Annotated in this window: 24 protein-coding genes; 17 read left to right on the top strand and 7 right to left on the bottom strand. The window is 74.1% G+C overall.

The window, feature by feature from the left end; all coding sequences use genetic code 11:
• Positions 1-198: 198 nt before the first annotated feature.
• The 9 genes from ACH4SL_RS33770 to ACH4SL_RS33730 all read left to right on the top strand — a co-directional run bounded on the left by ACH4SL_RS33770 (position 199) and on the right by ACH4SL_RS33730 (position 8,638).
• Positions 199-1,848 (top strand): endo-1,3-beta-xylanase, encoded by a 1,650-nt coding sequence (locus ACH4SL_RS33770; protein ID WP_398453072.1) that lies wholly within the window; start codon positions 199-201, stop codon positions 1,846-1,848.
• Between the two features lie 373 nt (positions 1,849-2,221).
• On the top strand, positions 2,222-2,743 hold the full coding sequence (locus ACH4SL_RS33765; RefSeq protein WP_398453069.1) for an ATP-binding protein: 522 nt from the start codon (positions 2,222-2,224) through the stop codon (positions 2,741-2,743).
• Between the two features lie 18 nt (positions 2,744-2,761).
• A complete protein-coding gene (locus ACH4SL_RS33760) occupies positions 2,762-3,982 on the top strand; it encodes an ROK family protein (protein WP_398453067.1) in 1,221 nt (406 codons plus the stop codon).
• Between the two features lie 235 nt (positions 3,983-4,217).
• A complete protein-coding gene (locus tag ACH4SL_RS33755; protein ID WP_398453065.1) occupies positions 4,218-5,549 on the top strand; it encodes an ATP-binding protein in 1,332 nt (443 codons plus the stop codon).
• Positions 5,546-5,971 (top strand): roadblock/LC7 domain-containing protein, encoded by a 426-nt coding sequence (locus ACH4SL_RS33750; protein ID WP_031523868.1) that lies wholly within the window; start codon positions 5,546-5,548, stop codon positions 5,969-5,971. Before ACH4SL_RS33755 ends, ACH4SL_RS33750 begins: the two co-directional genes overlap by 4 nt.
• Positions 5,968-6,381 (top strand): DUF742 domain-containing protein, encoded by a 414-nt coding sequence (locus ACH4SL_RS33745; RefSeq protein ID WP_398453062.1) that lies wholly within the window; start codon positions 5,968-5,970, stop codon positions 6,379-6,381. The genes ACH4SL_RS33750 and ACH4SL_RS33745 overlap by 4 nt, the downstream gene beginning before the upstream one ends.
• The gene (locus ACH4SL_RS33740; protein ID WP_398453059.1) at positions 6,359-7,030 is read left to right on the top strand and encodes a GTP-binding protein; all 672 of its coding nucleotides are present in this window, start codon (positions 6,359-6,361) and stop codon (positions 7,028-7,030) included. The genes ACH4SL_RS33745 and ACH4SL_RS33740 overlap by 23 nt, the downstream gene beginning before the upstream one ends.
• Positions 7,027-8,292 (top strand): cytochrome P450, encoded by a 1,266-nt coding sequence (locus tag ACH4SL_RS33735; RefSeq protein ID WP_398453056.1) that lies wholly within the window; start codon positions 7,027-7,029, stop codon positions 8,290-8,292. Before ACH4SL_RS33740 ends, ACH4SL_RS33735 begins: the two co-directional genes overlap by 4 nt.
• 34 nt (positions 8,293-8,326) lie before the next feature.
• The gene (locus ACH4SL_RS33730; protein ID WP_398453054.1) at positions 8,327-8,638 is read left to right on the top strand and encodes a 4a-hydroxytetrahydrobiopterin dehydratase; all 312 of its coding nucleotides are present in this window, start codon (positions 8,327-8,329) and stop codon (positions 8,636-8,638) included.
• Positions 8,639-8,668: 30 nt separating this feature from the next.
• Here ACH4SL_RS33730 and ACH4SL_RS33725 read toward each other — a convergent pair whose 3' ends face one another.
• Positions 8,669-9,673 carry a Gfo/Idh/MocA family protein gene (locus ACH4SL_RS33725; RefSeq protein WP_398453052.1) on the bottom strand — a complete coding sequence of 335 codons (1,005 nt, stop codon included), beginning with the start codon at positions 9,671-9,673 and terminating at the stop codon, positions 8,669-8,671.
• A gap of 103 nt (positions 9,674-9,776) precedes the next feature.
• Here ACH4SL_RS33725 and ACH4SL_RS33720 point away from each other — a divergent pair, with 103 nt between their 5' ends.
• The 3 genes from ACH4SL_RS33720 to ACH4SL_RS33710 are packed head-to-tail and all read left to right on the top strand — an operon-like array spanning position 9,777 to position 12,451.
• Positions 9,777-11,087, top strand: a complete 1,311-nt coding sequence (locus ACH4SL_RS33720) for a multidrug effflux MFS transporter (RefSeq protein WP_398453048.1) — start codon at positions 9,777-9,779, stop codon at positions 11,085-11,087.
• 25 nt (positions 11,088-11,112) lie between these two features.
• Positions 11,113-11,307, top strand: coding sequence for a hypothetical protein (locus ACH4SL_RS33715; protein ID WP_398453045.1), 195 nt, complete (start codon positions 11,113-11,115; stop codon positions 11,305-11,307).
• Positions 11,273-12,451: a serine hydrolase domain-containing protein gene (locus ACH4SL_RS33710; protein ID WP_398453042.1), complete on the top strand. Its 1,179-nt coding sequence runs from the start codon at positions 11,273-11,275 to the stop codon at positions 12,449-12,451. Before ACH4SL_RS33715 ends, ACH4SL_RS33710 begins: the two co-directional genes overlap by 35 nt.
• Here the strand turns inward: ACH4SL_RS33710 and ACH4SL_RS33705 are convergent.
• Genes ACH4SL_RS33705 through ACH4SL_RS33690 form a run of 4 tightly spaced genes read right to left on the bottom strand, consistent with a single transcriptional unit; the run spans position 12,418 to position 15,802 of the window.
• The gene (locus ACH4SL_RS33705; RefSeq protein ID WP_398453040.1) at positions 12,418-12,798 is read right to left on the bottom strand and encodes a MerR family transcriptional regulator; all 381 of its coding nucleotides are present in this window, start codon (positions 12,796-12,798) and stop codon (positions 12,418-12,420) included. The two genes, ACH4SL_RS33710 and ACH4SL_RS33705, sit on opposite strands and share 34 nt — an antisense overlap.
• A 23-nt stretch (positions 12,799-12,821) precedes the next feature.
• The gene (locus tag ACH4SL_RS33700) at positions 12,822-13,760 is read right to left on the bottom strand and encodes an aldo/keto reductase (protein WP_398453037.1); all 939 of its coding nucleotides are present in this window, start codon (positions 13,758-13,760) and stop codon (positions 12,822-12,824) included.
• 60 nt (positions 13,761-13,820) lie between these two features.
• The gene (locus ACH4SL_RS33695; protein WP_398453034.1) at positions 13,821-15,035 is read right to left on the bottom strand and encodes a hypothetical protein; all 1,215 of its coding nucleotides are present in this window, start codon (positions 15,033-15,035) and stop codon (positions 13,821-13,823) included.
• Entirely contained in the window at positions 15,032-15,802 is a 771-nt protein-coding gene (locus ACH4SL_RS33690; protein WP_398453032.1) for a polysaccharide deacetylase family protein, read from the bottom strand. Before ACH4SL_RS33690 ends, ACH4SL_RS33695 begins: the two co-directional genes overlap by 4 nt.
• 939 nt (positions 15,803-16,741) lie before the next feature.
• Between ACH4SL_RS33690 and ACH4SL_RS33685 the strand changes: the two genes are divergently transcribed.
• Entirely contained in the window at positions 16,742-17,209 is a 468-nt protein-coding gene (locus tag ACH4SL_RS33685; protein ID WP_398453031.1) for a DUF1877 domain-containing protein, read from the top strand.
• Between the two features lie 46 nt (positions 17,210-17,255).
• Complete coding sequence (locus ACH4SL_RS33680) at positions 17,256-18,005, top strand: CDP-alcohol phosphatidyltransferase family protein (protein WP_398453028.1); 750 nt, start codon at positions 17,256-17,258, stop codon at positions 18,003-18,005.
• Here the strand turns inward: ACH4SL_RS33680 and ACH4SL_RS33675 are convergent.
• Positions 17,980-18,438: an adenylyltransferase/cytidyltransferase family protein gene (locus ACH4SL_RS33675; protein WP_398453026.1), complete on the bottom strand. Its 459-nt coding sequence runs from the start codon at positions 18,436-18,438 to the stop codon at positions 17,980-17,982. The two genes, ACH4SL_RS33680 and ACH4SL_RS33675, sit on opposite strands and share 26 nt — an antisense overlap.
• 257 nt (positions 18,439-18,695) lie before the next feature.
• Here ACH4SL_RS33675 and ACH4SL_RS33670 point away from each other — a divergent pair, with 257 nt between their 5' ends.
• The 3 genes from ACH4SL_RS33670 to ACH4SL_RS33660 all read left to right on the top strand — a co-directional run bounded on the left by ACH4SL_RS33670 (position 18,696) and on the right by ACH4SL_RS33660 (position 23,268).
• A complete protein-coding gene (locus ACH4SL_RS33670; RefSeq protein ID WP_398453193.1) occupies positions 18,696-19,985 on the top strand; it encodes a glycosyltransferase in 1,290 nt (429 codons plus the stop codon).
• Positions 19,982-21,661: a lipopolysaccharide biosynthesis protein gene (locus tag ACH4SL_RS33665; RefSeq protein WP_398453023.1), complete on the top strand. Its 1,680-nt coding sequence runs from the start codon at positions 19,982-19,984 to the stop codon at positions 21,659-21,661. The genes ACH4SL_RS33670 and ACH4SL_RS33665 overlap by 4 nt, the downstream gene beginning before the upstream one ends.
• A gap of 335 nt (positions 21,662-21,996) precedes the next feature.
• The gene (locus tag ACH4SL_RS33660; RefSeq protein WP_398453190.1) at positions 21,997-23,268 is read left to right on the top strand and encodes a hypothetical protein; all 1,272 of its coding nucleotides are present in this window, start codon (positions 21,997-21,999) and stop codon (positions 23,266-23,268) included.
• On the opposite strand, the gene ACH4SL_RS33655 is transcribed toward ACH4SL_RS33660, so the two are convergent.
• Positions 23,237-24,709, bottom strand: a complete 1,473-nt coding sequence (locus ACH4SL_RS33655; RefSeq protein WP_398453020.1) for a hypothetical protein — start codon at positions 24,707-24,709, stop codon at positions 23,237-23,239. The two genes, ACH4SL_RS33660 and ACH4SL_RS33655, sit on opposite strands and share 32 nt — an antisense overlap.
• Positions 24,710-24,727 lie beyond the last annotated feature (18 nt).

Here is a 24,727-nt window from a genome sequence, read left to right as displayed (position 1 = left end):
TCCGGGGCGCGTGCGGGGCTTCCGAGGGGAGTGATCCCGTCCGATCCATTGACGCGGCGGCCGCGGACTCCTACGGTTCCGCATCGGAGGGGCCGGAAACACTGAGATAGTTTCTGCTCTTCCGGCGGGTAGTTTCGGGCGGCACCCCCTCGACTACCACCCCCTTCGGGCATCACCCCCCACCAAGGAGAGTCCGCAGTGAGACGTCGTACCGCCCTCGCATCGGCGGCCGCCGCGATGGCCGCCACCCTCGCCCTGCTCGCCGCGGGCCTGACCGCGGGCAGCTCCACCGCCGCCGCGGCCGGGCTGACGGCACGCAACCTGCCCGCGGACGGCAAGATCCTGCCCGTCATGGGCCAGGACTCCGACACCCTGTCGGACTACAAGACCCAGGTCCTGGGCAACTCCGCTCTCAACGCCCCGGCGCCGGGCGGTGTCACGCTCTACACCAACCTCGTCGAGGGCGGCACCCCCGCACCGCTCGCCGGGATGTTCTCGCCCGCCAACTGGGGCAGCGGCACGGTCGACTTCGCCACGACGATGTCGCAGTACCCGGGCGCCGCCCTCGCCGTCGGCCTCTACCTCTCCGACGCCACCGCGGGCTGCGGCAACCAGCCGCTGCGCGCCATCATCGGCCGCACGGACGCGGACATCACCCCGCAGCTCACCCAGCAGTACCGCGGCGACATCGACCGCATGATCAACCAGTTCAAGACCTGGAACCGTGCGGTCTTCCTGCGCATCGGCTACGAGTTCGACGGCCCCTGGAACTGCTACAACGCCGACTTCTACAAGCAGGCCTTCCAGTACATCAAGGGCCGCATCGACGCGCTCGGCGCCACCAAGGTCGCCACCGTCTGGCAGTCCGCCGCCTGGCCGCTCAACTCCTCGCCCGACCACCCCGAATACGGCTACACGGTCACCGACCCGGCCCACCTCGACCCGTGGTACCCGGGCGACGCCTACGTGGACTACGTGGGCCTGTCGGACTTCTACAACGCCGGCTCCCTGGCCACCCAGTGGGGATGCAGCAGCTACGACGTCAACCCCGTCACGCTGCAGAACCGCGTCCTGGACTTCGCCCGCTCGCACGCCAAGCCGGTCATGGTCGCCGAGGCCTCCCCGCAGGGCTACACCACCTCGGGCCCGACCAAGAGCTGCATCATGAAGAAGAGCCCGCAGTCCACGAGCGCGGCCACCGTGCTGAGCGAGTGGTACGCCGGGTACTGGAACTGGATCGAGCAGAACAGCGACGTCGTGCGCGTCGCGGCGTACATCAACACCGACTGGGACGCGCAGACCGGCTGGCAGTGCGCGGACGGCGCCTCGGCGGGCGGCGCCGGGTGCGCGAACGGCTACTGGGGTGACGCCCGGATCCAGGCGAACGCCACCGTCCGGGACGCGTTCCTGAACGAGCTGCGCAAGTGCGTCTTCGTCGGCGGCGCCACCGGCACCTGCTCCGGGACCACCACGGGCGGCAGCACCACCGGCGGCACCACGGGCGGCACCACCACGCCCCCGACGACGCCGCCCACGACCCCGCCCACCACGCCCCCCACCACCCCGCCCGCCTCCGGCGACTACACGCAGGGCGTGGCGACCGGCAGCGGCGGCCAGGACACCGTCTGGTTCCGGCCGAACGGCACCGCCGAGACCTTCGTCGCCGTCCACTACGCCCTGGACGGCGGAAGCCAGCTCAATTACATGGCCACGTACAACAGCTCCACCGGGCGCTGGGAAGTGCCCGTCACCGTGCCCGCGGGGCACACCCTCAGTTACTTCTTCGACTACCAGCCCGTCACGCAGACCTATCAGGTGACCACTCCCCGCTATTCCTTCACCGGCTGACCCGCGGACTTCTCCGCCCCTTGACCACCCCCCTGACCTGCTGCGATGTCGGAGTCGACGGCCATGACACCGCATGTCCGGAAATTCCGGCAGTCAGGGGGGTGTCTTTCTCGCAAATCGTCGTATTGTGGTGATCGACAACAAATAGGCCGTGGGGCCGGCGCGGAGTCCGCGCACCGGTCCGGAAATCCGGAGTAGTCCCGGAAACCGGAAACCCGCGGCCCGTGCCGCACCCCCGCCCGTCACCACGTCCACGCGTACGCGTGCCCGTCCCCTGCGCGGCGGCCCGGTCCGGCTCCGACGCGAGGCGCGTCATCCCCGGTCCCACCGGCCGTACGGCAGGCGGACCTCCTCCGACGCCCAGGTAAACGACATGCGCATCCTCAGCCCCGATTCAGCTCTCCCGGTCTTCCACCCGCCGCGGCAGCCGCAGCGGGCCGACCGGGACCAGCCGCGCACCCCGTGGTTCGCGGGCCCGCAGGACAGCGGGCCGCACCATGTCGCCGGGTGCCTGCCGCTGCCGCACCGCCCGGAGGCCGGACGGCAGGCGCGGCGCAGCGCCGAGGGCCTGCTGGAACGCTGGCAGGTGCCCGCCGGGACCGCGGACGACGTGGTGCTGGTCGTCTCCGAGCTCGTCACCAACGCCCTCAACCACGCGCTGCCCGCCGTATGCCTGCACCTCTCCCGGCTGCCGTGCGGCATCGTGCGCGTCGAGGTCGCCGACGGCGGCCCCTGCGGGGTGCCGCTGGAGCGCGACCCGGACATGGGCGGACGCGGACTCGCCCTGGTCGAGGCGCTGGCCCAGTCGCACGGCCGGCTCCTCGGCCCTGCCGGCACTCTCGCCTGGGCCGAGTTCGCCGGGCCCCCGCTGCCGGGACCCCGTTCCATGGAGTGACCGCACGAGGAGGCCGCCATGTCCGCAGGGCAGAGTCCGGGGGCGCAGGGGGCGCCGCAGACGGAGGTGCGGCAGCACAACCTCGGGCAGATGCTGCGGCACGTCCATCTGTCGGAGGGCGTGTCGCGCTCCGAGCTGACCCGGGTCACGGGCGTCAACCGCAGCACCACCGGCGCGGTCGTCGCCGCCCTCACCGACGCCGGGCTGGTGCGCGAGGAGACCCCGCGCACCCACCCCTCCGCCGGGCGCCCCTCGCCGCTCGTGCTGCCCGTGCCCGAGCGCGCCCAGGCCATCGCGCTGGAGGTCGGCGTGGAGCGCATCCGGGTCGAGCGGGTGGGCCTGGGCGGCAAGGTGCTGGAGCGGCGCACGCTGATGCCCGAGGCGGACGAGCCGGTCACCTTCGACCGCACGGTCGCCCGGCTCACCGGCCTCGTCGAGTCGCTGGGCACCCCCGCGTCCGCGGGCGGCACCGTCACGGGCATCGGCATCGCCGTACCGGGCCTGGTGCGCCGCGCGGACGGGCTCGTGCGCTTCGCGCCGAACCTCGCCTGGACCGACGAGCCGCTCGCCGCGGTGCTCACCGAGCGGCTCGCGCCGCCGTGGGACCGGCTGCCGGTCGCGGTCGGCAACGACGCCGACCTCGGCGCGCTCGGCGAGCACGCCCGCGGCGCGGCCCGCGGCTACCGCGACTTCGTCTACCTCTCGGCGAACGTCGGCGTCGGCGGCGGCCTGTTCTGCGGCGGGCAGCCCGTGCCCGGCCAGGGCGGGTACGCCGGGGAGATCGGCCACATGATCGTCAACCCGGACGGCAACCGCTGCCGGTGCGGCGCGCGCGGCTGCTGGGAGACCGAGATCGGCACCGACGTCATCATCGCGGCCGCCGGGCTGCCCGTGCCGCCCGACCACTCGCTGACCGGTGTCGTCGAGGCCGCCAAGGCCGGTGACGAGCCCGCGGCGCGCGCCCTGGACGAGGCGGCCCGCTGGCTCGCGATCGGGCTCGGCAACCTCGCGGTCGTGCTCAGCCCCCAACTGGTCATCTTCGGCGGCGGGTTGCAGGACATCCACGAGGCCACAGCCGAACGCATCGCGCACTACGGCGCCATCACCGGCCTCTCCCACGCACGGGCCCCCTACGCGCTGCGCCGCTCCGCGCTCGGCTACCGCGCCCCGCTCGTCGGCGCCGCCGAACTCGCCTTCGCGCCGCTGCTCGACGACCCCCTCGGGCTCACCGCGCACTGATGTACCGTCAGGCCCACGGCCACCACGGATATCGCAGGTGAACGCGCGTATCCGCACCGGATGTCCACCGCAACCAACAGTGCGTCACCGGCCGTTGGCTGTCCGTTCTGTCCGTACACGCTGTCAGACTTTCGGAAGTGCGCGAATCTGGAACGAATTTTGCCGCCAAACCTTGTGGCGCGATCTCGCAACGGCATAATCACGCTCCAAGACTGTTGCGGGGTGGGATCGCGTCGTGCTCGTTGCTTTCGTCATCGTTCTGCTGCTGGCCATCGTCGGCGGCATCTGGTCCGGCCTCAGACATGTGCGGGACGCCCAACTCGTCCGCATGGCGCGCACCACCGTGCAGACGGCGGAGGTGCGCGCGAAGAACGCCGAGGAACAGCTCCGGATCGCCATCGAGGAGCTGCGCTTCCTGGCCGCGGACCGCATCCCGGCCGCCGTCCTCGCGCTCACCCACGAACACGCCCCCGTGCCCGGCCTGCTGCACCCGCAGGAGGCCAACGCCCAGCTGGCCAAGGCGATGCGGGACGTGCTCTCGGCGTCCGCCGACGCCGCGGCCGGCGAGCGGGACCGGGTCGACGCCGCCGCCCGCGCGGCGATGCGCGGCGCCACCGCCAAGGTGCAGTCGCTGCTCTACCAGACGCAGAGCGTGCTGCACGACCTCCAGCACGAGCTGGACGACCCGCGGCTGCTGGAGCTGGACTTCCGCAACGAGCTGGCGCTGCGCCGCATCCAGGCCACCGCGGTGCTCTGCGAGGCGTGGCCGGGCCTGGCCCGCAGCGACTCGCCGCTCGCCGAGGTCGTGATGGGCGCGCAGTCCCGGGTGGCCGGATACGCGCGGATCAAGATGGCCAACCATCTGCGCGAGCAGCGCCTCGCGGTCGTCGCCCGGGCCGCCGAGCCGCTCGCCATCGCGGTGGCCGAGCTGCTGGCAAACGCCACCTCGTACTCCCACCCGGACACCGCCGTGCCCGTCACGATCCAGCAGAGCGGCGGGCGCGGCGCGCTCGTGGTGGTCGACGACGGCGGCATCGGCATGGACGGCGAGACCCTCGCGCACGCCCGGCGGCTGCTCGACGGGCCGGAGACGCTGCTGCTCACCGAACTCGGCAACCCGCCGCAGGCCGGCTTCGCGGTCATCGGGAGGCTGGTGCGGCAGTACGGCTTCTCCGTGCACATCGAGTCCTCGCCGTACGGCGGTATCCGCGCGATGCTGCGGGTGCCCGCCGAGCTGCTGACCGTACTGGACGACGAGCACACGCTCTCGGTGCTGGTGCCCGCGCCCGCCGAGACGGCGGCGCCGGCGCGGCGGCCCGGGAGCCCGCAGGAGGACACCCCGGTGACCGAGGCGACGCCGCTGCCCTCGCGCCGCCGCCGCAGCCCCAAGACCGCCGCCGCCCGCCCGGTCGCGCCGGTCCCGGCGGCCGAGCCGGTGCCCGCGGCACGCACACCCGAGCAGGCAGGCGCGCTGTGGGGCGCACTGCAGGACGGCACCCGCAGCGGCAGGACCGCCGCGGCCGGATCCGCCGTCACCGGTGACGAGCAAGGAGAGCACACCTCATGACCACCCGCCGACCCCTGGCACAGGACCTGGCCTGGGTACTGGACCCGCTGCTCGAACTGCCGGGTGTCCAGCACGCGTTGATCGCCACCGGCGACGGCCTGCTGGAAGGGTCCTCACCCAGCCTGGACCGGGCCGCCGCGGAGCGGGTGGCCGCGATGACCGCCACCCTGCACGCCTCGGCGCGCGCCTTCACCACCGCCTTCACCGACCAGGAGTCGCCGCAGCTCGCCCAGACCGTGGTGGAGTCCGACCTCGGTTTCGCGATCGTCGTGCCCGCCGGGCAGAACACCTCGCTGGCCGTCTTCGCCGCGCCCGACACCCAGTTGGGCAACATCGCCTACCAGATGCAGGTGCAGGTGGCCGCCCTCGCACGGGCGATGGCCGCACCCGCCCGCGAGCCGGACGCAGCCGGCCGGCCATGACACCCGGCCGGCCCGGCACTTCAGGAGCGGCGGCCTCGCCCGACGGCGGGCCGCCCGGCGGACGGGGGCGCCGCCTGATACCCGCGTACCTGGCCACCGGAGGACGCGAACGCCCGCGCGGCATGGCCGACTTCGACCGGCTCACGCTGCTGGTCGCCACCGACCAGCCGCCACCGGAACCGGACTTCGGCCCGGAGCACCGCAGGCTGTGGACGCTGCTGCGGCCGGGCGCGCTGACGGTGGTGGAATGCGCGGCCCATCTGGGGCTGCCGGTCAGCGCCACGATCTTCCTGGCCGCCGATCTGGTCGGCGGCGGCCACCTGCTCGCCCGGTCCCCGGTCCCCAAGGCCGAGGAGATCGACCGAACGCTCATCGAGAGGCTGCTCGTTGGACTCCGTGCCCTCCCCTGACACGGCGACCCCGCCGGTCGCCGAACCGCGGCCGGCCCAGGGGCCGGGCCAGGTCCGCTATCTGCCCGCGACCGGGCAGACCCTGATGAAGCTGATCGTCACCGGCCCCTTCGGCGTCGGCAAGACGACCTTGATCCGCACCCTGTCGGAGATCCCCACCCTGCACACCGAGGAGGTCATGACCCGCTCCAGCGTGGGCCACGACGACCTCCACGGCCTGCCGGAGAAGACCACGACCACCGTGGCCGTCGACTTCGGGCGCCTCACCGTGCCCGGCGACCTGGTGCTCTACCTCTTCGGCACCCCCGGGCAGGAACGGTTCTTCCCGCTGTGGCAGGACATCGCCCGCGGCGCGCTCGGCGCCCTCGTGATGGCCGACACCCGGCGGCTCGCCGACTCCTTCCCGGTGATGGACATGGTCGAGGAGCAGGGCCTGCCCTACGCGGTGGCCGTCAACCGCTTCCCCGGCGCGCCCGCGCACTCCGACGAGACGCTGCGCCGCCACCTCGACCTGGCCCCCGGCACCCCGCTCGTGCAGTGCGACGCCCGCAACCGCCGCGACAGCATCGGCACCCTCGTCGCGCTCGGCGAGCACGTGCTGAACCGGCTGCCGGACGACGACGACCAGAACGACGAGGACGCGTCATGACCGCCCGCCCCCTGCCCGCGCTGTACGGCGAGGACTTCGCCGCCGACCCCGAGCGCGTCTACGCCGCCCTGCGCCAGGCCGGACCGCTCGCCCGGGTGGAGATCGCGCCCGGCGTGGAGGCGGTGCTGGCCACCGACTACGAGACCGCGCTCGACGTGCTGCGCGACACCCACACCTTCAGCAAGGACCCGCGGCCCTGGCCCGACACCGTCCCGGCCGACTCGCCGGTGCGCTCGGTGCTCGCCTACCGCCCCGCGGTGACCTTCGCCGACGGCGAGACCCACGCCCGCTACCGCAAGGTCATCGGCGACAGCCTCGCCCTGATCGGCCCGCACCTGCTCCAGCGGCAGGTCTCCGACGCCGCCGCCGACCTCATCGGCCGCTTCGCCGGAACGGGCCGGGCCGACCTCGTCGCCGACTACGCCCTGCAGATCCCGCTGCGGGTCTTCAGCCAGTGGTTCGGGCTGCCCTACGAGGAGGGCGAACGGCTCGCCCGCACCCACAGCACCATGTTCGACCTGGGCGAGAACGCGCACGCCGCGCACGAGGACCTCACCGGCGCCATCCGCGACCTGGTCGCCGACCGCCGCGCCCGCCCGCGCCGCGACCTGACCTCGTACCTCCTCCAGCACCCCGCGGAGCTGGACGACGCCGAGACCGTACGGCAGATCGCCGTCGCCTTCGGCAGCGGCTACGAGCTGACGGCGAACCTCATCGCCAACACCCTCCAGCACATGATCGCCGACCCGCGCTACGACCGCTCCGTCTACGCGGGCGCCATGACCGCGCACGAGGCGATCAACGAGGTGCTGTGGCGCAACCCGCCGCAGGCCACCTCCACCGGCTACTACGTGCGCTACGACACGACCTTCCACGGCGTCGGGCTGCGCGCGGGCCAGCTCGTCCTGGTCTCCTACGCCGCCGCCAACACCTCCTCGCGGCCCGGCGGCGCGACGACCGACCCGTGGGGCGCGAGCGAGAGCGCCCACCTCGCGTGGGGCGCGGGCCCGCACAGCTGCCCGGCCCGGCAGCCCGCGCTGCTCATCGCGATCACCGCGATCGAGGAGCTGACCAGCAGGCTGTGCGACATGGAGCAGACCGTGCCGACCGAGGAGCTGCGCCGCCGCCCCGGCCCGTTCTTCCGCGCGCTCGCCGCGCTGCCGGTGACCTTCACCCCGTGGGCGCCCAAGGCCCCGGCCCCGCCGGAGGAGTCCGCGGGCGGCGCTCCGGCGGGACGGCGCGGCGCCGCGGTGGGACGATGAGGGCACGGACCACAGCGGCGGAGGGAGACCCGGCATGCCGTACGCGGAGGCGCTGGACGCCCAGGAGATCGACGCCAGGCTGGGGCGGCTGCCCGGCTGGGAGCTGAGCGAGGACGGCCGGACGCTGCGCCGGACGTACCGGCTCGACCACCTGCCCGCCGCGATCTTCGCGCTGCACATCGCCGGTATCCAGGCCGAGCTGAACCACCATTCCGACCTCACGCTCGGCTACGACACGCTGCGCGTCGAGATCACCACGCACGCGGCGGGCGGTCGGCTCACGGCCAAGGACTTCGACCTCGCCGACCGCATCGCCGCGGTCGCGGAAGGCCACGGAGCCGCCTGACCGGCCCCGCGCCCTGCCCGTACGGACGTGTCAGTCGACGCCCGGGTAGCGCACGCCCGTACGCTCGCGCACCGCGTCCATCGTGCGCATCACCGCGAGCGAGCCCGCGAGCGGCACCAGCGGGGACTCGGTCAGGCCCTCGCGCAGGCAGCGGCCGACCTCGATGGCCTCGTAGCGCATCGTGCCGCGCTCCAGGCCGTCGTCCGTGACGTCCGCGAAGGTCACCGTGTGCGGGGTCTCGCCCTGGCGGTGCACGACGTAGCGCTCGGGGTTGAAGAAGCCCTCGGGGATCTCGATCCGGCCGCCGCTGCCGCTGATCGTCGCGGGCGCACCGGTGTCCGCGGTGAAGGTGCAGGTCAAGGTGGCGACCGCGCCGCTGTTCCAGCCGAGCAGCACCCCCGTGGTGTCGTCGACGCGCTCGGGCGTCAGATGCGCCCAGGCGTCGACGCTGTCCGGCTCGCCGAGCAGCAGGTGCGCGAAGGAGACCGGGTAGACGCCGAGGTCCAGCAGCGCGCCGCCGCCCTGCTCCGGGTCGCGCATCCGGTGGGTGGGCGGGAAGTCGCCGTGGAAGCCGAAGTCCGCGTGGATCGCCCGGACGTCACCGATCACGCCGTCCGCGACGGCCGCCGCGAGGTGCCGTACCAGCGGGTTGCAGTACGTCCACATGGCCTCCATGAGGAACAGCCCGCGCTCCTCGGCGATCTCCACCAGCTCCTGCGCCTCGCGGGTGTTGATCGTCAGCGCCTTCTCGCACAGCACCGCCCGGCCCGCCTCCAGGCACAGCCCGGCGGCCTCCCGGTGCGCCGAGTGCGGGGTCGCGACGTAGACGACGTCCACGCCGTCGTCCGCCGCCAGCTCCGCCCAGCTGCCGTACGCGCGCGGTATGCCGAACCGCTCGGCGAATTTCTCGGCGCTCTCCAGACTGCGCGAGCCCACCGCGACCACCTCGGCGCCGGGCACGGTGGCCAGCGCCTCGGTGAACGTCGCGGCGATGCCGCCGGTCGCCAGCACGCCCCAGCGGATAGTGCGGTCCACGTCACTCCTCCATGCCCCAGAAAACCTGGTCTCGCGGTCCCCGATCACTGAAAGAATAGGCAACGTTTCAACCACTTGATCCGCTCCCCCTTCTTCACCTCCCATGGAGAGTGCCCCCGTGCACGACGCCGGGCCGAGACCCGCCGCGCAGGCCACCACCCCCGTCCCCCTCCCCGCCCCCTCCCTCACCCCGCACGCCCGGCGGCAGGCCCATGTCGGCCTGCTCGTCACCCTGGTCCTCGGCGGCCTCACCGCGCTGCCGCCGCTGTCCATGGACATGTACCTGCCCGCGCTGCCCCAGGTCACCGACGCCCTGCACAGCACCGCCTCCACCGTGCAGTTCACCCTCACCGCGTGCCTGGCGGGCATGGCCCTCGGCCAGCTGCTCGTCGGCCCGCTCAGCGACCGCTTCGGCCGCCGCCGCCCGCTGCTGATCGGCATGGTCGTCTACGTCGCCGCCACCGCCGTCTGCGCCCTCGCGACCAGCGCGCCGCTGCTCGTCGGCTTCCGGCTGGTGCAGGGCCTCGCGGGCGCCGCGGGCATCGTCATCTCCCGGGCGATCGTCCGCGACCTCTACGACGGCGTGGAGATGGCCCGCTTCTTCTCCACCCTCATGCTGATCTCCGGTGTCGCCCCGATCGTCGCCCCCGTCATCGGCGGCCAGATCCTGCGGCTGACCGACTGGCGCGGCGTCTTCGTCGTCTGCACCGTCATCGGCGTGGCCCTCACCGCCGTGGTCTGGCGCTCGCTCGGCGAGACCCTGCCGCCCGAGCAGCGCCACTCCGGCGAGCTGCGCGGCACCTTCGGGGCCTTCCGCGGCCTGCTCGCCGACCGCGCCTTCAGCGGCTACGTCCTCGCGGGCAGCTTCGCCTTCGCGGCGCTCTTCACGTACGTGTCCGCGTCGTCCTTCGTCGTGCAGGACATCTACGGCGCCTCGCCGCAGACCTTCAGCCTGCTCTTCGGCGTGAACTCCGTCGGCCTGGTCGCCGTCGGCCAGCTCAACGGCAAGGTGCTGGTCGGCCGGGTCGACCTGGACCGCGTGCTCGCGGTCGGGCTGCTGCTCATCACCGCGGCGGGCACCCTGCTGCTGCTCCTCACCTGCGGCGTCTTCGGCCGGGCCTCGCTCTTCGAGATCGCCACGGCGCTGTTCGTGATGATGGCCTCGATGGGCCTGGTGATGCCCTCGACGAACACCCAGGCGCTGCTGCTGACCAAGCGGAACGCGGGCGCGGCCTCGGCGCTCATCGGCACGTCGTCCTTCCTGGTCGGCGCGCTCGTCTCGCCGCTCGCCTCCGTCGCCGGGGACGGGACCGCGGTGCCCATGGCGATCACCATCGTGACCTGCACACTCATCGCCTGTGCGGCTTTTGTCGGGCTCTGTGTGCCAGGGCGACGTACCGTGGAGGGACCGTAGACGTCGAGCCCGTACGGAGGAAGCGATGTCTGATCCGGACGAACGCACCTGGGCGTTCAAGACAGCCGACAGCTCGCTGAGGACGGGGTCCGAATCCCCCGTCGACCCGGAGGACCTGGTCATGGCCTCGGGCCGGGAGTGCACCCCGGAACGCATCGAGAAGGCCCGCAGAGAGCTGGAGGAACATGGCGCCGCCGCTGTCGAGAGGTACCTGCCCTGAGGCGGGCCTCGACGCCGCCGAGATCGCCCGGATCGTCCCGGGCCTGACGTCCGTCCTGGAGCCGCCCGCTCCCTCGCCCGGCGCGGAACCACCGGGTGGGGCGGCGTACGCGACCGGCCCGGCCGAGGGGCACCCGTGGTGCGCGGGGGCCGTGGTGCTCGCCGGGCGCGGGGACGTCGTCGCGCTGCACGAGGCCGTCGGCTGGGCGGTGCGCTACCGCGGATACGACGAGCACACCGGCCGCGGGGTCGAGCTGCCCGCGGCCGAGCGCGTCCCCATGCGGCCGGACACCGTCTTCGACCTCGCCTCGCTCACCAAGCTCTTCACCGCAACCGCGGCCGTCCAGCAGATCGAGGCAGGCGTCCTCGACCCCGAGCGCCCGCTCACGGCGTACGCCCCCGGCCTCGTGGCCGACCCGCGCACCACGCTGCGGCACCTGCTCACCCACACCTCCGGCCTGCGCCCCGAGCTGCCCCTGTACGAGCTGCCCGACGCCGCCGCCCGCGCCGCCCGGCTCGCCGCCGAGCGGCCGCTGACGCCGCCCGGCGAGCAGCGCACGTACTCCGACCTGAATCTGCTGCTCACCCAGGCACTGCTGGAGCACGTCACCGGGCGCCCGCTGGAGCGGCTGGTCGCCGACGGCATCACCACCCCGCTCGGCATGACCTCCACCCGCTTCGCCCCGCCCGCCGACCGGCGCCCGCGGATCGCCGCGACCGAGGACCAGCGCCGCCCGTGGGGCAAGCTCGACCGCGGCATGGTGCACGGCGCCGTCCACGACGAGAACGCCTACGCCATGGACGGCGTCGCGGGCCACGCCGGGCTCTTCTCCACCGCCTGGGACCTCGCCCTCTTCGCCCACGCCCTGCTCACCGGCGCCCTCCCGCTGCACCCCGCCCTCGGCTTCGAGACGGCCCGCCCGTGGTTCATGGGCTCCCTCGCCGAGCGCGGGGCGATCGGCCACACCGGCTTCACGGGCACCAGCATCGTGCTGGACCAGGGCTCCGGGGCCTTCCTGGTCCTGCTGGCCAACACCGTGCACCCGGTACGGCACACCCAGGGCAGCGGGCCGCGCGCCGCGGCGGCGGAGTGCCTGGCGCGGGCACTGGATCAGGGGGCGCCGGTGGAGGCCGCCCGCCCGTAGTAGCCGATCTTGTCGTCGAGGACGCCGATGGCCCGGCGCAGCGCCGCCACCCGCTGCTCCAGTTCGGCGCGCCGCCCGCGCAGGAAGGCGACGCGGTCCTCGGGCGTGTGCTCGGCCCGCAGGATCGCGACGAAGGCCCGCACGTCCGCGATGCCGAGCCCGGCCTCGCGGAAGCACGTGACCAGGCCGATCCAGAAGACGTCGTCCTCGGTGTACGCGCGCCGCCCGCCCGCGGTCCGCCCGATCGGCCCGATGAGGCCCTCGCGCTCGTAATAGCGCAGGGTGTCCAGCGACACGCCGGTGCGGTCGACGGCGGCGGCCGGGGTGAGGGTCGCCGTAGCGGTCATGGGGTCCTCCGTCGCTCACTCGTTCAGCGCGCCGCCGCGAAGCGCTCCATGTGCGCGTCGCCGAGCCGTACCGGGAGCGCGGCGAGCGCCTCTTGCACCTGCTCCACGCGGCTCACGCCCACGATCGGGTCGATGCCCTGCCGCATCAGCCACGCCAGGACGACCTGGTTCGCGGTCACCCCCAGCTCCCCGGCGACCTCCGCCAGCACCGCGAGCACCCGCGCCGTACCGGGGTGATCATACGTATCCGGCAGCGCCTTGTCGGCCCGTACGTACGCCCCCCACAGCAGCGAGCTGTACGACCACACGTCCAGTTCCTCGGCCCGCGCGAGATCCAGATCGTCGGGGACGAGCATCCGGTGCCCGCCCTCGGCGACGGGCGTGAGCGGCCGCGGCAGCACGAGCGAATGCCGCAGCTGCAGCGCCGTCCACGGCTCGACGCCCTGCGCGCGGGCCAGCGCCCGCCCGCGCTCGACCCGCCAGGACGCGTGGTTCGCCGCCCCGACCCTGCCGACCGCGCCCCGCGTGACCAGCTGCCCGAAGGCCCCGACCGTCTCGGCGAGCGGCACGGCGCGGTCCTCGGCGTGCGCCCACAGCAGATCGACGTGGCCGATCCCCAGCCGCTCCAGGCTCTCCGCGAACCCGCCGCGTATCGCCTCGGCGGACAGCCCCTCCGCGCTCTCCGGCCACACGTGCGGGACGAGCGGATTCTGCCGCACCTTCGTGGCGATCCTGACCTGCTCCCTCACCCCCGGCCGGGCCCGCAGCCACGCCCCGATGACGCGCTCGCTCGCCCCGCCCACCCCGCTGGGATCGGCCCAGAAGGTGTAGCAGTTGGCGGTGTCGAGCCAGACCCCGCCGCCGTCGACGAAGGCGTCGAGGATGCGGAAGGAGTCGTCGGGGGAGACGCGGGTGCCGAAGTCCATGGTGCCGAGAACGATGTGCGGTGCTTTCGTGTTCATGCCCGCCATGCTCGGACCTGGAGCGCGCACCAGGTCAAGCGCGGATTTCTGCCGCCTGCGTCAGCGGAAGATGCCGGTGTGGCCGAGGCTGTAGCGGCCCGGCTGGGGGTAGACGGCGAGGCCGTGGGGGCCGGAGCCGACGGGGATCTTCGCCAGGGTGCGGCCCGTCGCCGTGTCGAGGGCGTAGACCTCGGCGTTGTAGCGGCCCGTCAGCCACAGGACCTTGCCGTCCGCCGAGACGCCGCCCATGTCGGGGGAGCCGCCGCCGTCGATGTGCCACTTCGCCGTGAGCTTGCCGGTCGCGAAGTCCAGGAGGGAGACCGAGCCCTCGCCGCGGTTGGAGATGTAGAGGAAGCGCGAGTCGCGCGAGACGTAGAGGCCGTGCGCGCCCGCGCCGGTCGGCAGCAGCTTCGGCGTGGAGAAGGTGTCGCCGTCCATCGTCCACACGCCGTTCGCGGCCATGTCCGCGATGTACCACGTCCGGCCGTCCGGCGAGATCTTCACGTCCTGCGGCATCGAGCCGGAGTACGGGATCTTCTGCTGCGCCACCACCTTCATCGCCGCGGTGTCCACCTTCAGCAGCTCGCCGGAGAACTCGCACGAGACGATGAAGTAGCGGCCGTCCGGGGAGAAGTCGGCGTGGTTCACGCCGTAGCAGCTCACCGGGACGGTCTTGACGACCGCCATCGTGTGCGCGTCCCGGAAGACGAGCTGCCGGTCGAGCGACGCCATCACGACGGCGTACTTGCCGTCCGGCGTGAAGTACAGGTTGTACGGGTCGTGCACGGCGACGGGCGCGCCCACCTTGCCGGTCGCCGGGTCGATCGGGGTCAGGCTGTTGCCGAGGTCGTTGTTGACCCACAGCGTCCTCAGATCCCACGACGGCACGACGTGCTGCGGCTGCGCCCCGACCGGGATCGTACGGACGACCTTGTACGTCTTCGGGTCGATGACGGACACCGTGTTCGACTCGGTGTTCGGGACGTAGACGAGGCTCGGCATGTTCCGCACGACCGGGGAGAGGTTGTTCGGCCGGTCGGCGGCGTACACGTCGTTCTGGCTGATGAGCGGCGGCATCCCGGGCAGACCCGGGTGGGCCTTGGCCTCCAGCTGCTGCGCCTTCGCCGCCGCCGCGGCGGCCGCGGCCTGGGCGGCGACGGCCGCCGACGCGGGCGAGGGCGCGAGCGAGCGGTCGCCGCGGTCGCCGCAGCCCGCGGCGAGCAGGGCGGTGAGGGCGAGCAGGGCGGTGGCGGTGAGTTCTTTGCGGCGCTTCACGGCAGGAGCTCCGAGGTCGTGACCGCGCGCAGGCCGCGGCGGTGCAGGTCGGCGAGGATGCCGGGCAGCGCGGCGACCGTGCCCGCGTGCCCGAGGTGCAGCGAGACCACCGAGCCCGGACCGGCCTGCTCGGCGACGGCCGCGCGGATCGCCGCGGGGCCGGGATCGGTGTAGTCGAGGGTGTCCACGTCGTACGACAGCACGTGCGGATAGCCCGCCCGCCGGGCCAGCGCGACCACCTGCGGCGTCGTCAGCCGAGCCTGCGACGGCCGGAACCACCGCCCCTGGCTCCCGGTCAGCCGCCGCAGCCGCGCCGCGCACTCCGTGATCTCCGCGGAGGCCGCGGCCTCGTCCATGGCGCCGATGTCCCCGTGCGTCTGCGTGTGGTTGCCCAGCTCGTGCTTGCCGCTCAGCACGCGGGCGGCGAGCTCCGGATACGCGTCCAGCCACGTCCCGACCGCCAGCACGGTGACCCGCGCGCCGCCCTTCTCCACGGCGCCGAGCACGGCTTCCGCCTCCGCGGGGGTGCCCTGACCGTGGAAGGTCAGGGCGAGCTGGGGGCGGGTGCGGGGGCCGTGCTCGATCTGGTCGGGAAGCTCTGGTTGGGGCTCGGGGGTTGCCCCGGCTGCCCCGGTCGGGGCTGAGGGTGCGGCGGGGCGCGCCGCGGCGGGCGCCTCGCCGGCGGGTGCCTCGCCGGCGGGCGAGCAGCCGGTGAGGAGCGCGCCGGTGGCGCTGAGCTGGAGGAGGGTGCGGCGGGTGATCGGCATCAGCGCCGAGCTTAAGTGTTATGACCCGATTTATCCGCGCGGCGGGGCGGAGTGTGGGCTGTTTGGGGGGCCGGGCGACGCTCCGGGGTGCGTCTTGCGGTTCGCCGCGCGATCTTCCCTGCGTGGGGGCTGGTCGCGCAGTTCCTCGCGCCCCCGGTGTCACCCGGCGGGGCATCGCGCGCTGCGTGCGGTGGGTGGGGTCGGGTGCCGGCACGGGGCACCTCCTCGGAATGCGCGTCTGGCCTCATGCCGTAGGTGACGGCTCCTGCGTGCGCATTCCTGCGGGGGCACCCCGCACCGTCCCCCTCCCGGCGTCTCGCGGGCGGCTGCCTGCCGGTGGGGGCGAGTGTGTGAGGGGCTGCGGCTCATCCCCGACGTCGGATGCGCCGCACCGGCGTACGGGAGGCTGCCGCCGCACGGGGGCGCTCCCTGCTCCCCAGGCTGCGGCGGCCCCGGCCACTCCCGTCCCACCTCCTCCCGCCCCTCGGCGGACAGCCGCTCGCGGGATACGGGTGAGGGGACGATTCGCCCCGCCCGCCCCGCTCCCGCACCTCCTCCCGCCCCTCGGCGCGGGTAGCCGCTCACGGGATACCGATGGGGGACGATTCCCCTCACCCACCCCGCCCCCGCCCCCCGCTTCACCCCCACCGGCAGGCAGCCGCCCACGAGACGCCGGGAGGGGGACGGTGCGGGGTGCCCCCGCAGGAATGCGCACGCAGGAGCCGTCACCTACGGCATGAGGCCAGACGCGCATTCCGAGGAGGTGCCCCGTGCCGGCACCCGACCCCACCCACCGCACGGAGTGCGCGATGCCCCGCCGGGTACACCGGGGGCGCGAGGAACTGCGCGACCAGCCCCCGCCAAGGGAAGGTCGCGCGGCGAACCGCAAGACGCACCCCGGAGCGTCGCCCGGCCAGAGCGTGAGCGAAACTGCCGAGCATGGCCGTGACGCAGCAGCTCGCCCGAGCGAGCACCGAGTACCTGGAGGAGTGCAGGCGCGCCGCACTCGCCTCGCCGGACGGCGATCCGGGGTGGGCCCCGCCGGAAGGCGACACGCTCGACCTGGACTGGGCGATCTGGGACCTCATCGCCCTGTGCCGGCAAGCCGGCGACCGCGCAGCGGACCTCGCCACCCTGGAGCACAGCATCGAAGGCGACCCCGCAAAAGTCCCGTTCCTCGACCACCTCGCGTTCTACGACCGGATCGAAAGAGCCCCCGGCCTCCTCGCGCCCGGCGAGGTCACCGCACTCGCCGCCGCACTCGCCCGCTTCGACCTGGACGCCGCCCTCGCGGCGGCCCCCGCGCATGCGGGGCCCGAGGAGTTGGCCGCGCACTTCCGCGCGTTGCGGGAGTTCTACGAAGGCGCCGCCCGGCGCGGCCTCGCCGTCGTGGCGTGGGTCGACTGAGCCGGAGGCGTGCGCGTAACCTCCTCCCGGGGAGAGGGGGAGTCACATGGCGGCCACGGAGGGTGAGTGGGAGCCCGCGGCAGCGGGACCGCGGCGGTTCGGCGCGGCTTTACGCCGGTTGAGGGCCGCGCAGAAGACCGCCAAAGGCGTCTCGCTCTATTCGCGGTACGTGAACCGGCCGGTGGGGCGGGTGTTCGCGGCGGGGGCGTACCGGATAAAGCTGACGCCCAACCAGGTCACCCTGGTCAGCGCGGCGTTCAGCTACGGCGGCATCGCGGCGCTCGCCGCGTGCGCGCCGTCGTGGGGGCTCGCGGCCGGGGTGTACGCGGCGCTCGTGGTCGGGTTCGCCCTCGACTCCGCCGACGGGCAGCTCGCCCGGCTGCTGGGGAAGGGCGGGCCTGCGGGGGAGTGGCTGGACCATGTGGTGGACGCGGCGAAGATCACCGGCGTGCACGCGGCCGTACTCATCACCTTCTACCGGCACTTCGCCCTGCCGGGCGACGCCTGGCTGCTCCTGCCGCTGGGCTTCCAGCTCGCCGCTGTCGTGATCTTCTGCGGCGGCCTGCTCAAGGACAAGCTCACCCCGAAGGACCCGGCGGCCCCGGCCGCGGCGCCCGCGCGGTGGCGGGCGGTCGCGCTGCTGCCGGTCGACTACGGCGTGTTCTGCGCCGTGTTCCTGCTGCTGGGCAGCCAAACCGCCTTCCGCTGGGCCTACTTGGTCCTCTTCGGGGTGCACGCCCTCTTCCTCGCGGGCTTCCTGGGGAAGTGGTTCAGAGAGCTTCGGGCGGTGCGGTGACCGCCAGGACGTCGAGCGCGCGGCGTAACTGGGTGCTCGACGTGTGCACGGTGTACGGGAAGTACACGACCTCGACGCCGACCGCGGCGAAGTCCCGTTCGAGCTTGCGGCCCTTGTCGGTGCCGCGCCAGTCGTCGCCCTTGAAGATCACGTCGAAGCGCACCTGGTGCCATGTCTCGACCTTGTCCGGCACGGTCTCGACGAAGGCCGCGTCGACGAAGCGCACGCTGCGGACGATCTCCAGGCGTTCGACGAGGGGGACCACGGGGTCGCGGCCCTTGGCGAGGCGCGCCATCTCGTCGGAGACGACCCCGGCCACGAGGTAGTCGCACTGACTGCGGGCGTGCCGAAGGATGTTGAGGTGCCCGACGTGGAAGAGGTCGTAGACCCCCGGTGCATAGCCGACCCGATGGGTGCCGACGCGATGTGTCATGACATGCCCCCCAGCGTCACCGAAACCCGCACAACACTCCCCGTTGGTACGGGAGTTCAGACGATAGTGCGGATATCGCGCGGCCCGGCGGGGAATTGCCAAAGTGCGACGCCGCGCAAGACGCGGCGGGATGCCCCGGTGAACGGCTAGTGTGGCGGAATCAGCGGGATCGGGGGGTTCCGGCGGTCGTGCGGGACCGGGGGAAGGGATACGTCGTGGGGGATTCCGCCGGGGTGGGCGGCGTACGCCGGGTGCTGCTGGTCTCCACCAACTACGCGCCCGAGCACGCCGGTATCGGCCCCTACGCCACGCAGGTGGCCGAGCACTGGGCGGCGGGCGGCGCCGAGGTGCACGTGCTCGCCGGGATGCCGCACTACCCGGCGTGGCGGGTCGACCCGGAGTACGCCGGGGTGTGGCGGCGGCAGGAGGAGCGCGGCGGTGTGCGGGTGCACCGGCGGCGGCACACGGTGCCCGCGCGGCAGAGCGCGTTACGCCGCGCGCTGTTCGAGGCCTCGCTGCTCGGGCACGGACTCGTCGCGCCGCCCGTGATGGGACGGCCCGACGCGGTGGTGGCCCAACTGCCCAGTCTGGCGGGCGGGGTGCTCGGAGCCCGGCTGGCCCGGCGGCACGGCGTGCCGTACGTCCCGGTCGTGCAGGACCTGATGGGCGCGGCGGCGGCGCAGAGCGGGATCCGCGGTGGCGGGTCGGTCGCCTCGCTCGCGGGCGCCGCGGAGGCGTACGCGCTGCGGCGGGCCGCTCTGGTGGGCGTCATCCACGAGAGCTTCGTGCCGAAGGTCGCCGCGCTCGGTGTGCCGCGGGAGCGGATCCGGGTGGTGCCCAACTGGTCCCATGTGCCCGGCCCTTCGCGCCCGCGCGAGGAGTCGCGGGCCCGGCTGGGCTGGCGTCCGGGGCAGACCGTGCTGCTGCACAGCGGCAACATGGGCCTCAAGCAGGGCCTGGAGGTGCTGGTCGAGGCGGCCGGGCTGGATCCCGCGCTGCTCGTCGTCCTCATGGGCGACGGCAACCAGCGGGAGCGGTTACGGGAGCTGGCGGGCACCCTGCCCAACCTGCGCTTCGAACCGCCCGCCGCCGAAGCGGACTTCCCCGACGTGCTGGCCGCCGCCGACGTCCTCGCCGTCACGCAGCGCGCCTCGGTGCTCGACATGAGCGTGCCGTCCAAGCTGACCTCGTATTTCGCCACGGGCCGCCCGGTCGTCGCCTCGGTCGCCGCGGCGGGCGGCACCGCCCAGGAGGTCGAGCGCTCCGGCGCCGGGGTCGTCGTGCCGCCCGAGGATCCGCGCGCGCTGCTGGACGCGGTGCGCGCGCTGGCCGATGATCCTGACAGGGCCGACGCGCTGGGCGCGCGCGGCCCGGTCTACGTCCGCGAGCACCTCAGCCGCGCCGCGGGCCTGGCACGGATGGACGCGCTGCTCGCGGAGGCGCTCGGCGGCGGGCGGGCGCGGGATCGGGAGCCGGTGACCGCCGTGACGCACGAGGCGGGGCCGGGCAGCGGCGGGGCCGACGACGAAGGGACGCAGGGGCAGTGACCGACGCGACGCGCACCGAGGCACAGCCCGACGAAGGCGACCTGCTGCGCGACCAGTTCCGCCAGTTACTCCGCTACCGGGCGCTGCTCGTCGCGGGCGTGCTCGTCGGGCTGCTCGGCGGGGCCTTCCTCGCCGTCAGCGGCGCCGACTCGTACACCGCCACCAGCGAGGTGATGGTCCGGGCCGCGACCGAGGACCCCTTCGCGAGCGGCGCGACCGCCGACAAGAACATCAACATCGGCACCGAGCGGCAGACCGCCCTCAGCAGCACCGTCGCCGACGCCGCCGCCAAGGCCGCGGGCGCGCCCGTCGCCCCCATGTCGCACTGCCTCCAGGTGACCAACCCGCCCAACACCCTCGTCCTGCGCTTCACGTGCACCACCGCCTCCGCGCATCGTGCCGCGGAGTGGGTGAACGCCTTCACCAAGGCCTACCTCGACAACCGGCAGGCGCAGACGAAGGCCACCATCGAGCGCATGGTGGCCAGTTACCAGGCGCAGCTCGACCCCATGGTCGCCCAGCGCAACGACCTCCTCGACCAGATCGAGCAGGCCAAGAGCAGCCAGATCGTCGGCACGCTCGTCTCGTCGCAGACGAGCCTGCTCAGCCGGATCACCGAACTCACCTCCGACATCGCCGGGTTGCGCGCCCTCGACACCACACCCGGGCTCGTCATCAAGCCCGGTGCCGCGCCCGGCTCGCCCTCCGGGCCGGGCCTGCCGATGATGCTCGGCCTCGGCGCCGCGGTCGGCATCGCGCTGGGCCTGCTCGGCGCGTGGGTGCGGCTGGTCTTCGACCCGACCGTACGCAGCGACGCCGAGGTCACGCGCGCCCTCGGCGCCCCCGTGCTCGGCACGCTGCCGCGGCTGCGGCGCAGGGCCGCGGCCGCCCGCGCGGCAGCCGAACCGGGCGGCGGGCCAGGCCTGTTGGCGGGCGGGCGCGGTGATGTGCGGCTCGCCGAGGAATACCGCGCCGTCGCCTTCCGGCTCACCCACGACAAGCGCTTCGCCGACCGCCGCAGGCTGCTCGTCGTCGCGCCGCGCGGCAGCGGCGACACCCCGGCCGCGGTGGCCGCCAACCTCTCCGCTTCCTTCGCCGAGATGGGCATGGAGGTGCTCCTCGTCGAGGCCGACCTGCGCGCGCCCTCCCTCGCGGCGCGACTGCGCACGGTCGACGGAGTCCGGCCCGGCTGGGCCCGGACACCCGCGCCGGGCGAGGGCGGCTGGCCCGCGGGGCTCCAAGTGCCCATCGACGCGGGGGAGTCGGGCTCCTTCGACCTCGTGCCGGGGCGCCGGGTGCGCAACGTCGCCCGCGCGCTGACCTCTTCGCCCGCCGGGCGGCTCTTCGCCGAGGCGGACGAGCCCGGGTCCGCGGTCGTGGTCCTCGCGCCGCCCGTGCTCACGTACGCCGACGCGGTCGCGCTCGCCGGACGGGTGGAGGGCGTCGTCGTGGTGTGCGACCCGCGCGCGGTGCACCGCGCCGACCTGGAGCGCGTCCGCGAGCTCGTCGACGCGGCGGGCGCGCACGTCCTCGGCGTCGTCCTGCACGCCGCCGAGCCCGGCGCCCGCGGCCGCTTCGGCCTGCGCCGTACGCCCCGCACCGCCGCGACCCGCCGCGACCCCGACCGCCCCCGCCCGGGCGCCGCCCCCACCGCGGAGCACCACCCGGTCCCTTGAGCGGCCCCGACCCGCGGGCCACCCCCGCGCCCCCCGGGGCCGCCCCCGAACTCCCCCCGGACGCCGACCCGTTCGGCGCCGACGACCCGTACGGCGACGCGTACGCCCGCCCGTACGCCACCCCCGGCCCGTACGGCGATCCGTACGACCCGGACGCCCCGCCCCGTGACGCGTACGGCGACCCGTACGGCCGCACCGGCACCGCCCGCCCGTACGGCGACCCTTACGACCCCGACGCCCCGCCCCGTGACGCCTACGGCGATCCGTACGGCCTCGACGCCCCGCCGCCCGCGGCGGACCTCCCCGGCGGCTCCCCCGAGCAGGGGGCGCCCGGCCTGGGGGCGAAGGCCGCCATCGCCGCGTCCGTCGCCGACCAGGGCATCGCCGCCCTGACCAACATCGTCGTGCTCGTCGTCGCCGCCCGGCTGTCGAGCGCCGCGGGCTTCGCGGTCTTCTCGATGGTCTACATGGTCTTCACCGTCCTGCTCGGCGTCGGCGTCAGCTACGTCGGCCAGGCGCTCGTGCTGGAGCGCGGCACCGAGCGCGTGCGGGCCGCGTGCCGCTCCGCGGCGGCCTTCACCGCGCTCGCCTCGACCGTGATCGGCCTCGGCATGGCCGCGGGTTTCGGGCTGGCCGCCCACGGCGGAACAGCCCGGGGGCTCGCCGTCCTCGGGCTCGTGCTGCCCGTCGTGCTGACGCAGGACGGCCTGCGCTACTGCTTCTCCGCGCTGCGGCTGCCGCACTACGCGCTGGCCGGGGACACCGTCCGCCTGCTCGTGGCAGTGCCCGCGCTGGCCGTGCAGCCGCACGGGGCCGGGCCCGAACGGCTCGTCGCCGTCTGGGGGTTGTCGGCGCTGCCCGCGCTGCTCGTGGCGTGGGCGCTGCTGCGGCGGCGGGTGCGGGGCGCGCCGCTGGACGTGCGGCGGTACGTGCGGCGCGGGCACCTCGGGCGGCGCTTCGTCGTCGAGTTCGGCGTCGGCAACGCGACGAGCCAACTCGCCGTCGTCGGGCTCGGGTTGTTCGCGGCGCCGCTCGCGGTGGGCGCGCTGCGCGGCGCGACGACGCTCTTCGGCCCGATGAACGTCCTGTTCAACTCCGCGACCGCCTTCGGTCCGCCGCTGCTGAACCGGGTGCGCGGCGCCGCCGCCAAGGTCCGCGCGACCGCCGTCCTGGCGTGCGCGCTGGCCGCCGTGGCGGGGCTCTGGACGCTGGTGCTGATGGTGCTGCCCGGCCGCGCCGGGCGCCAACTCCTCGGTGAGACCTGGGAGTCGTCGTCCGCGCTGCTCGCGGCGTCCGGCAGCCAGTACGCGGCCATCGCGCTCGGCACCAGCGCGCTGCTCACGCTGCGGGTGCTCCAGCCGAGGGCGACGCTGCCGATCCAGGTGGTCTTCTCGCTCGCCTCGGTCGGCTGCATGCTCGCGGGCTACCGCGTCGACGGGGTGTACGGGGCGGCGTGGGGGCTGTGCGCGGGCTCGGTCCTCAAGGCGGCGGCCCTGTGGCGGCAGATCGCGGTGCTGCGCCGGAAACCGGCACCGGTGGGAGACGCGCCCGGCGGCGAGCAGGCCTACGGAGCCGTCAGCGCAGGATCCTCCGGCGGTCCTGGCTGAAGGTCGTCACCAGCGCCAGGCACAGCGCGCCGATCGCGATCCGCCCGGCCGCCTGGAGCAGCGGCCCGCGCAGCAGGATGAAAGAGTAGCCGCACACCAGCGGGATCACGACGGCCGCGACCGTGCCCGGTCTGCCGTCCTCCTGGGTGCGCTGCGCGTAGCGGCGGTCGGCGCGCGCGGCCGCGTAGCCGATCGCGAGGAGGCCCGCGGTCATGCCCGCCGGGCCGAAGTCCAGCCAGAGTTCGGCCCACAGCGGGGAGGACAGGTTGGTGTTGGTCATGCCCATCCACTGCCCGACGCGCACCCCGGAGTCGACCGGCTTGCCGTGCCACACCGAGCGCGGGACGAAGAAGAAGACGTCGGCGGCGAGCTGCCGCCCGTCGGTGTGCCCGGCGCCGGAGTGCACGTACGTCAGGGTGTTGGCGAACATCCCGATCTGGTCGTAGTCCTTGACGGTGAGCGGCTCCAGCACCGACGTGGTCTCCACCGGGTGGTAGCCGCCGGAGTCGTAGCGGAAGCGGTCGAGGAAGGGGAAGAGCAGCAGCGCCGCCACCACGCCGGTGACCAGGGCCGTGCGGTACATCACCGGGCTGCGCGGGAAGGCGGTGAAGAGCAGCGCGAAGACGACCGTCAGGAACCAGTAACGCGGGTTGGAGATCGGGTTGTTGACGATCGCGTTGAGCACCACGAGGCCGCCGAGCGCGGTGATCGCGGGCAGGCTGCGGCGGGCGGCGCGCGAGGTGATCATCCAGCGGGTGAGGAAGAGCAGCGCGAGCAGCGCGGGCACCGTGCCGAAGCCGCGGACGAAGGCGGAGCCCACATGGCTCTGCCCGCCGTCGCCGCCGAGGCCGCCCGCCTGCACGGACTCGCTGATCGCCTGCCTGCTGTCGAAGAAGACGGCGGGGCCGCCGAGTTTGACGATCGAGTACGCGCCGCCGACGTACGCGACCGCGACCAGCACCCACAGCCGCCGCCGCGACACCTGCGCGACCCCCCGCCCCCTGCCTGCCCGCGCCGCCGGGCGGTGCCGAGCCAGCAGCGCCCCGACGTCGAAGGCGGCGCACCCGAGGAGGACGAGCGCGAGCGCGGCCGTGGTGTCCCCCCGCGGCCCGACCACCGGCGTCGGGACCTGCCCGATGACCTCCTGGGTGAGCGGCGCGACGCCCATCGCCACGTACACGAACAGCCAGAACGCCCCCTGCACCAGCCGTCGCCGCCTGGCCAGCACCATCGCGGCGAGCCGCCCGCCCGCGTAGACGGTGAGCGTGAGCTGGAGCCAGTAGGCCCCGTCGCGCGGCCCGTTGCCGCCCGGCTGCGCGACGACGTACCCCGGCAGGAAGCCGACGAGCGCGACGACCAGCGGCACCGCTAGCGCCCGCGACAGCGCGGCCCGCGGCACGGAGGCAGCCGCCGGTGTCCCCACCCGTACGTCCACGGCCATCGGCCCACCCCCTGGGGG

Origin of the sequence: Streptomyces sp. NPDC021020 (assembly GCF_044333285.1) — a bacterium.
Taxonomy (GTDB): Bacteria; Actinomycetota; Actinomycetes; order Streptomycetales; family Streptomycetaceae; genus Actinacidiphila.
The sequence above is the reverse complement of the archived record's forward strand: the minus strand, read 5'-3'. Positions and strand labels throughout refer to the sequence as shown.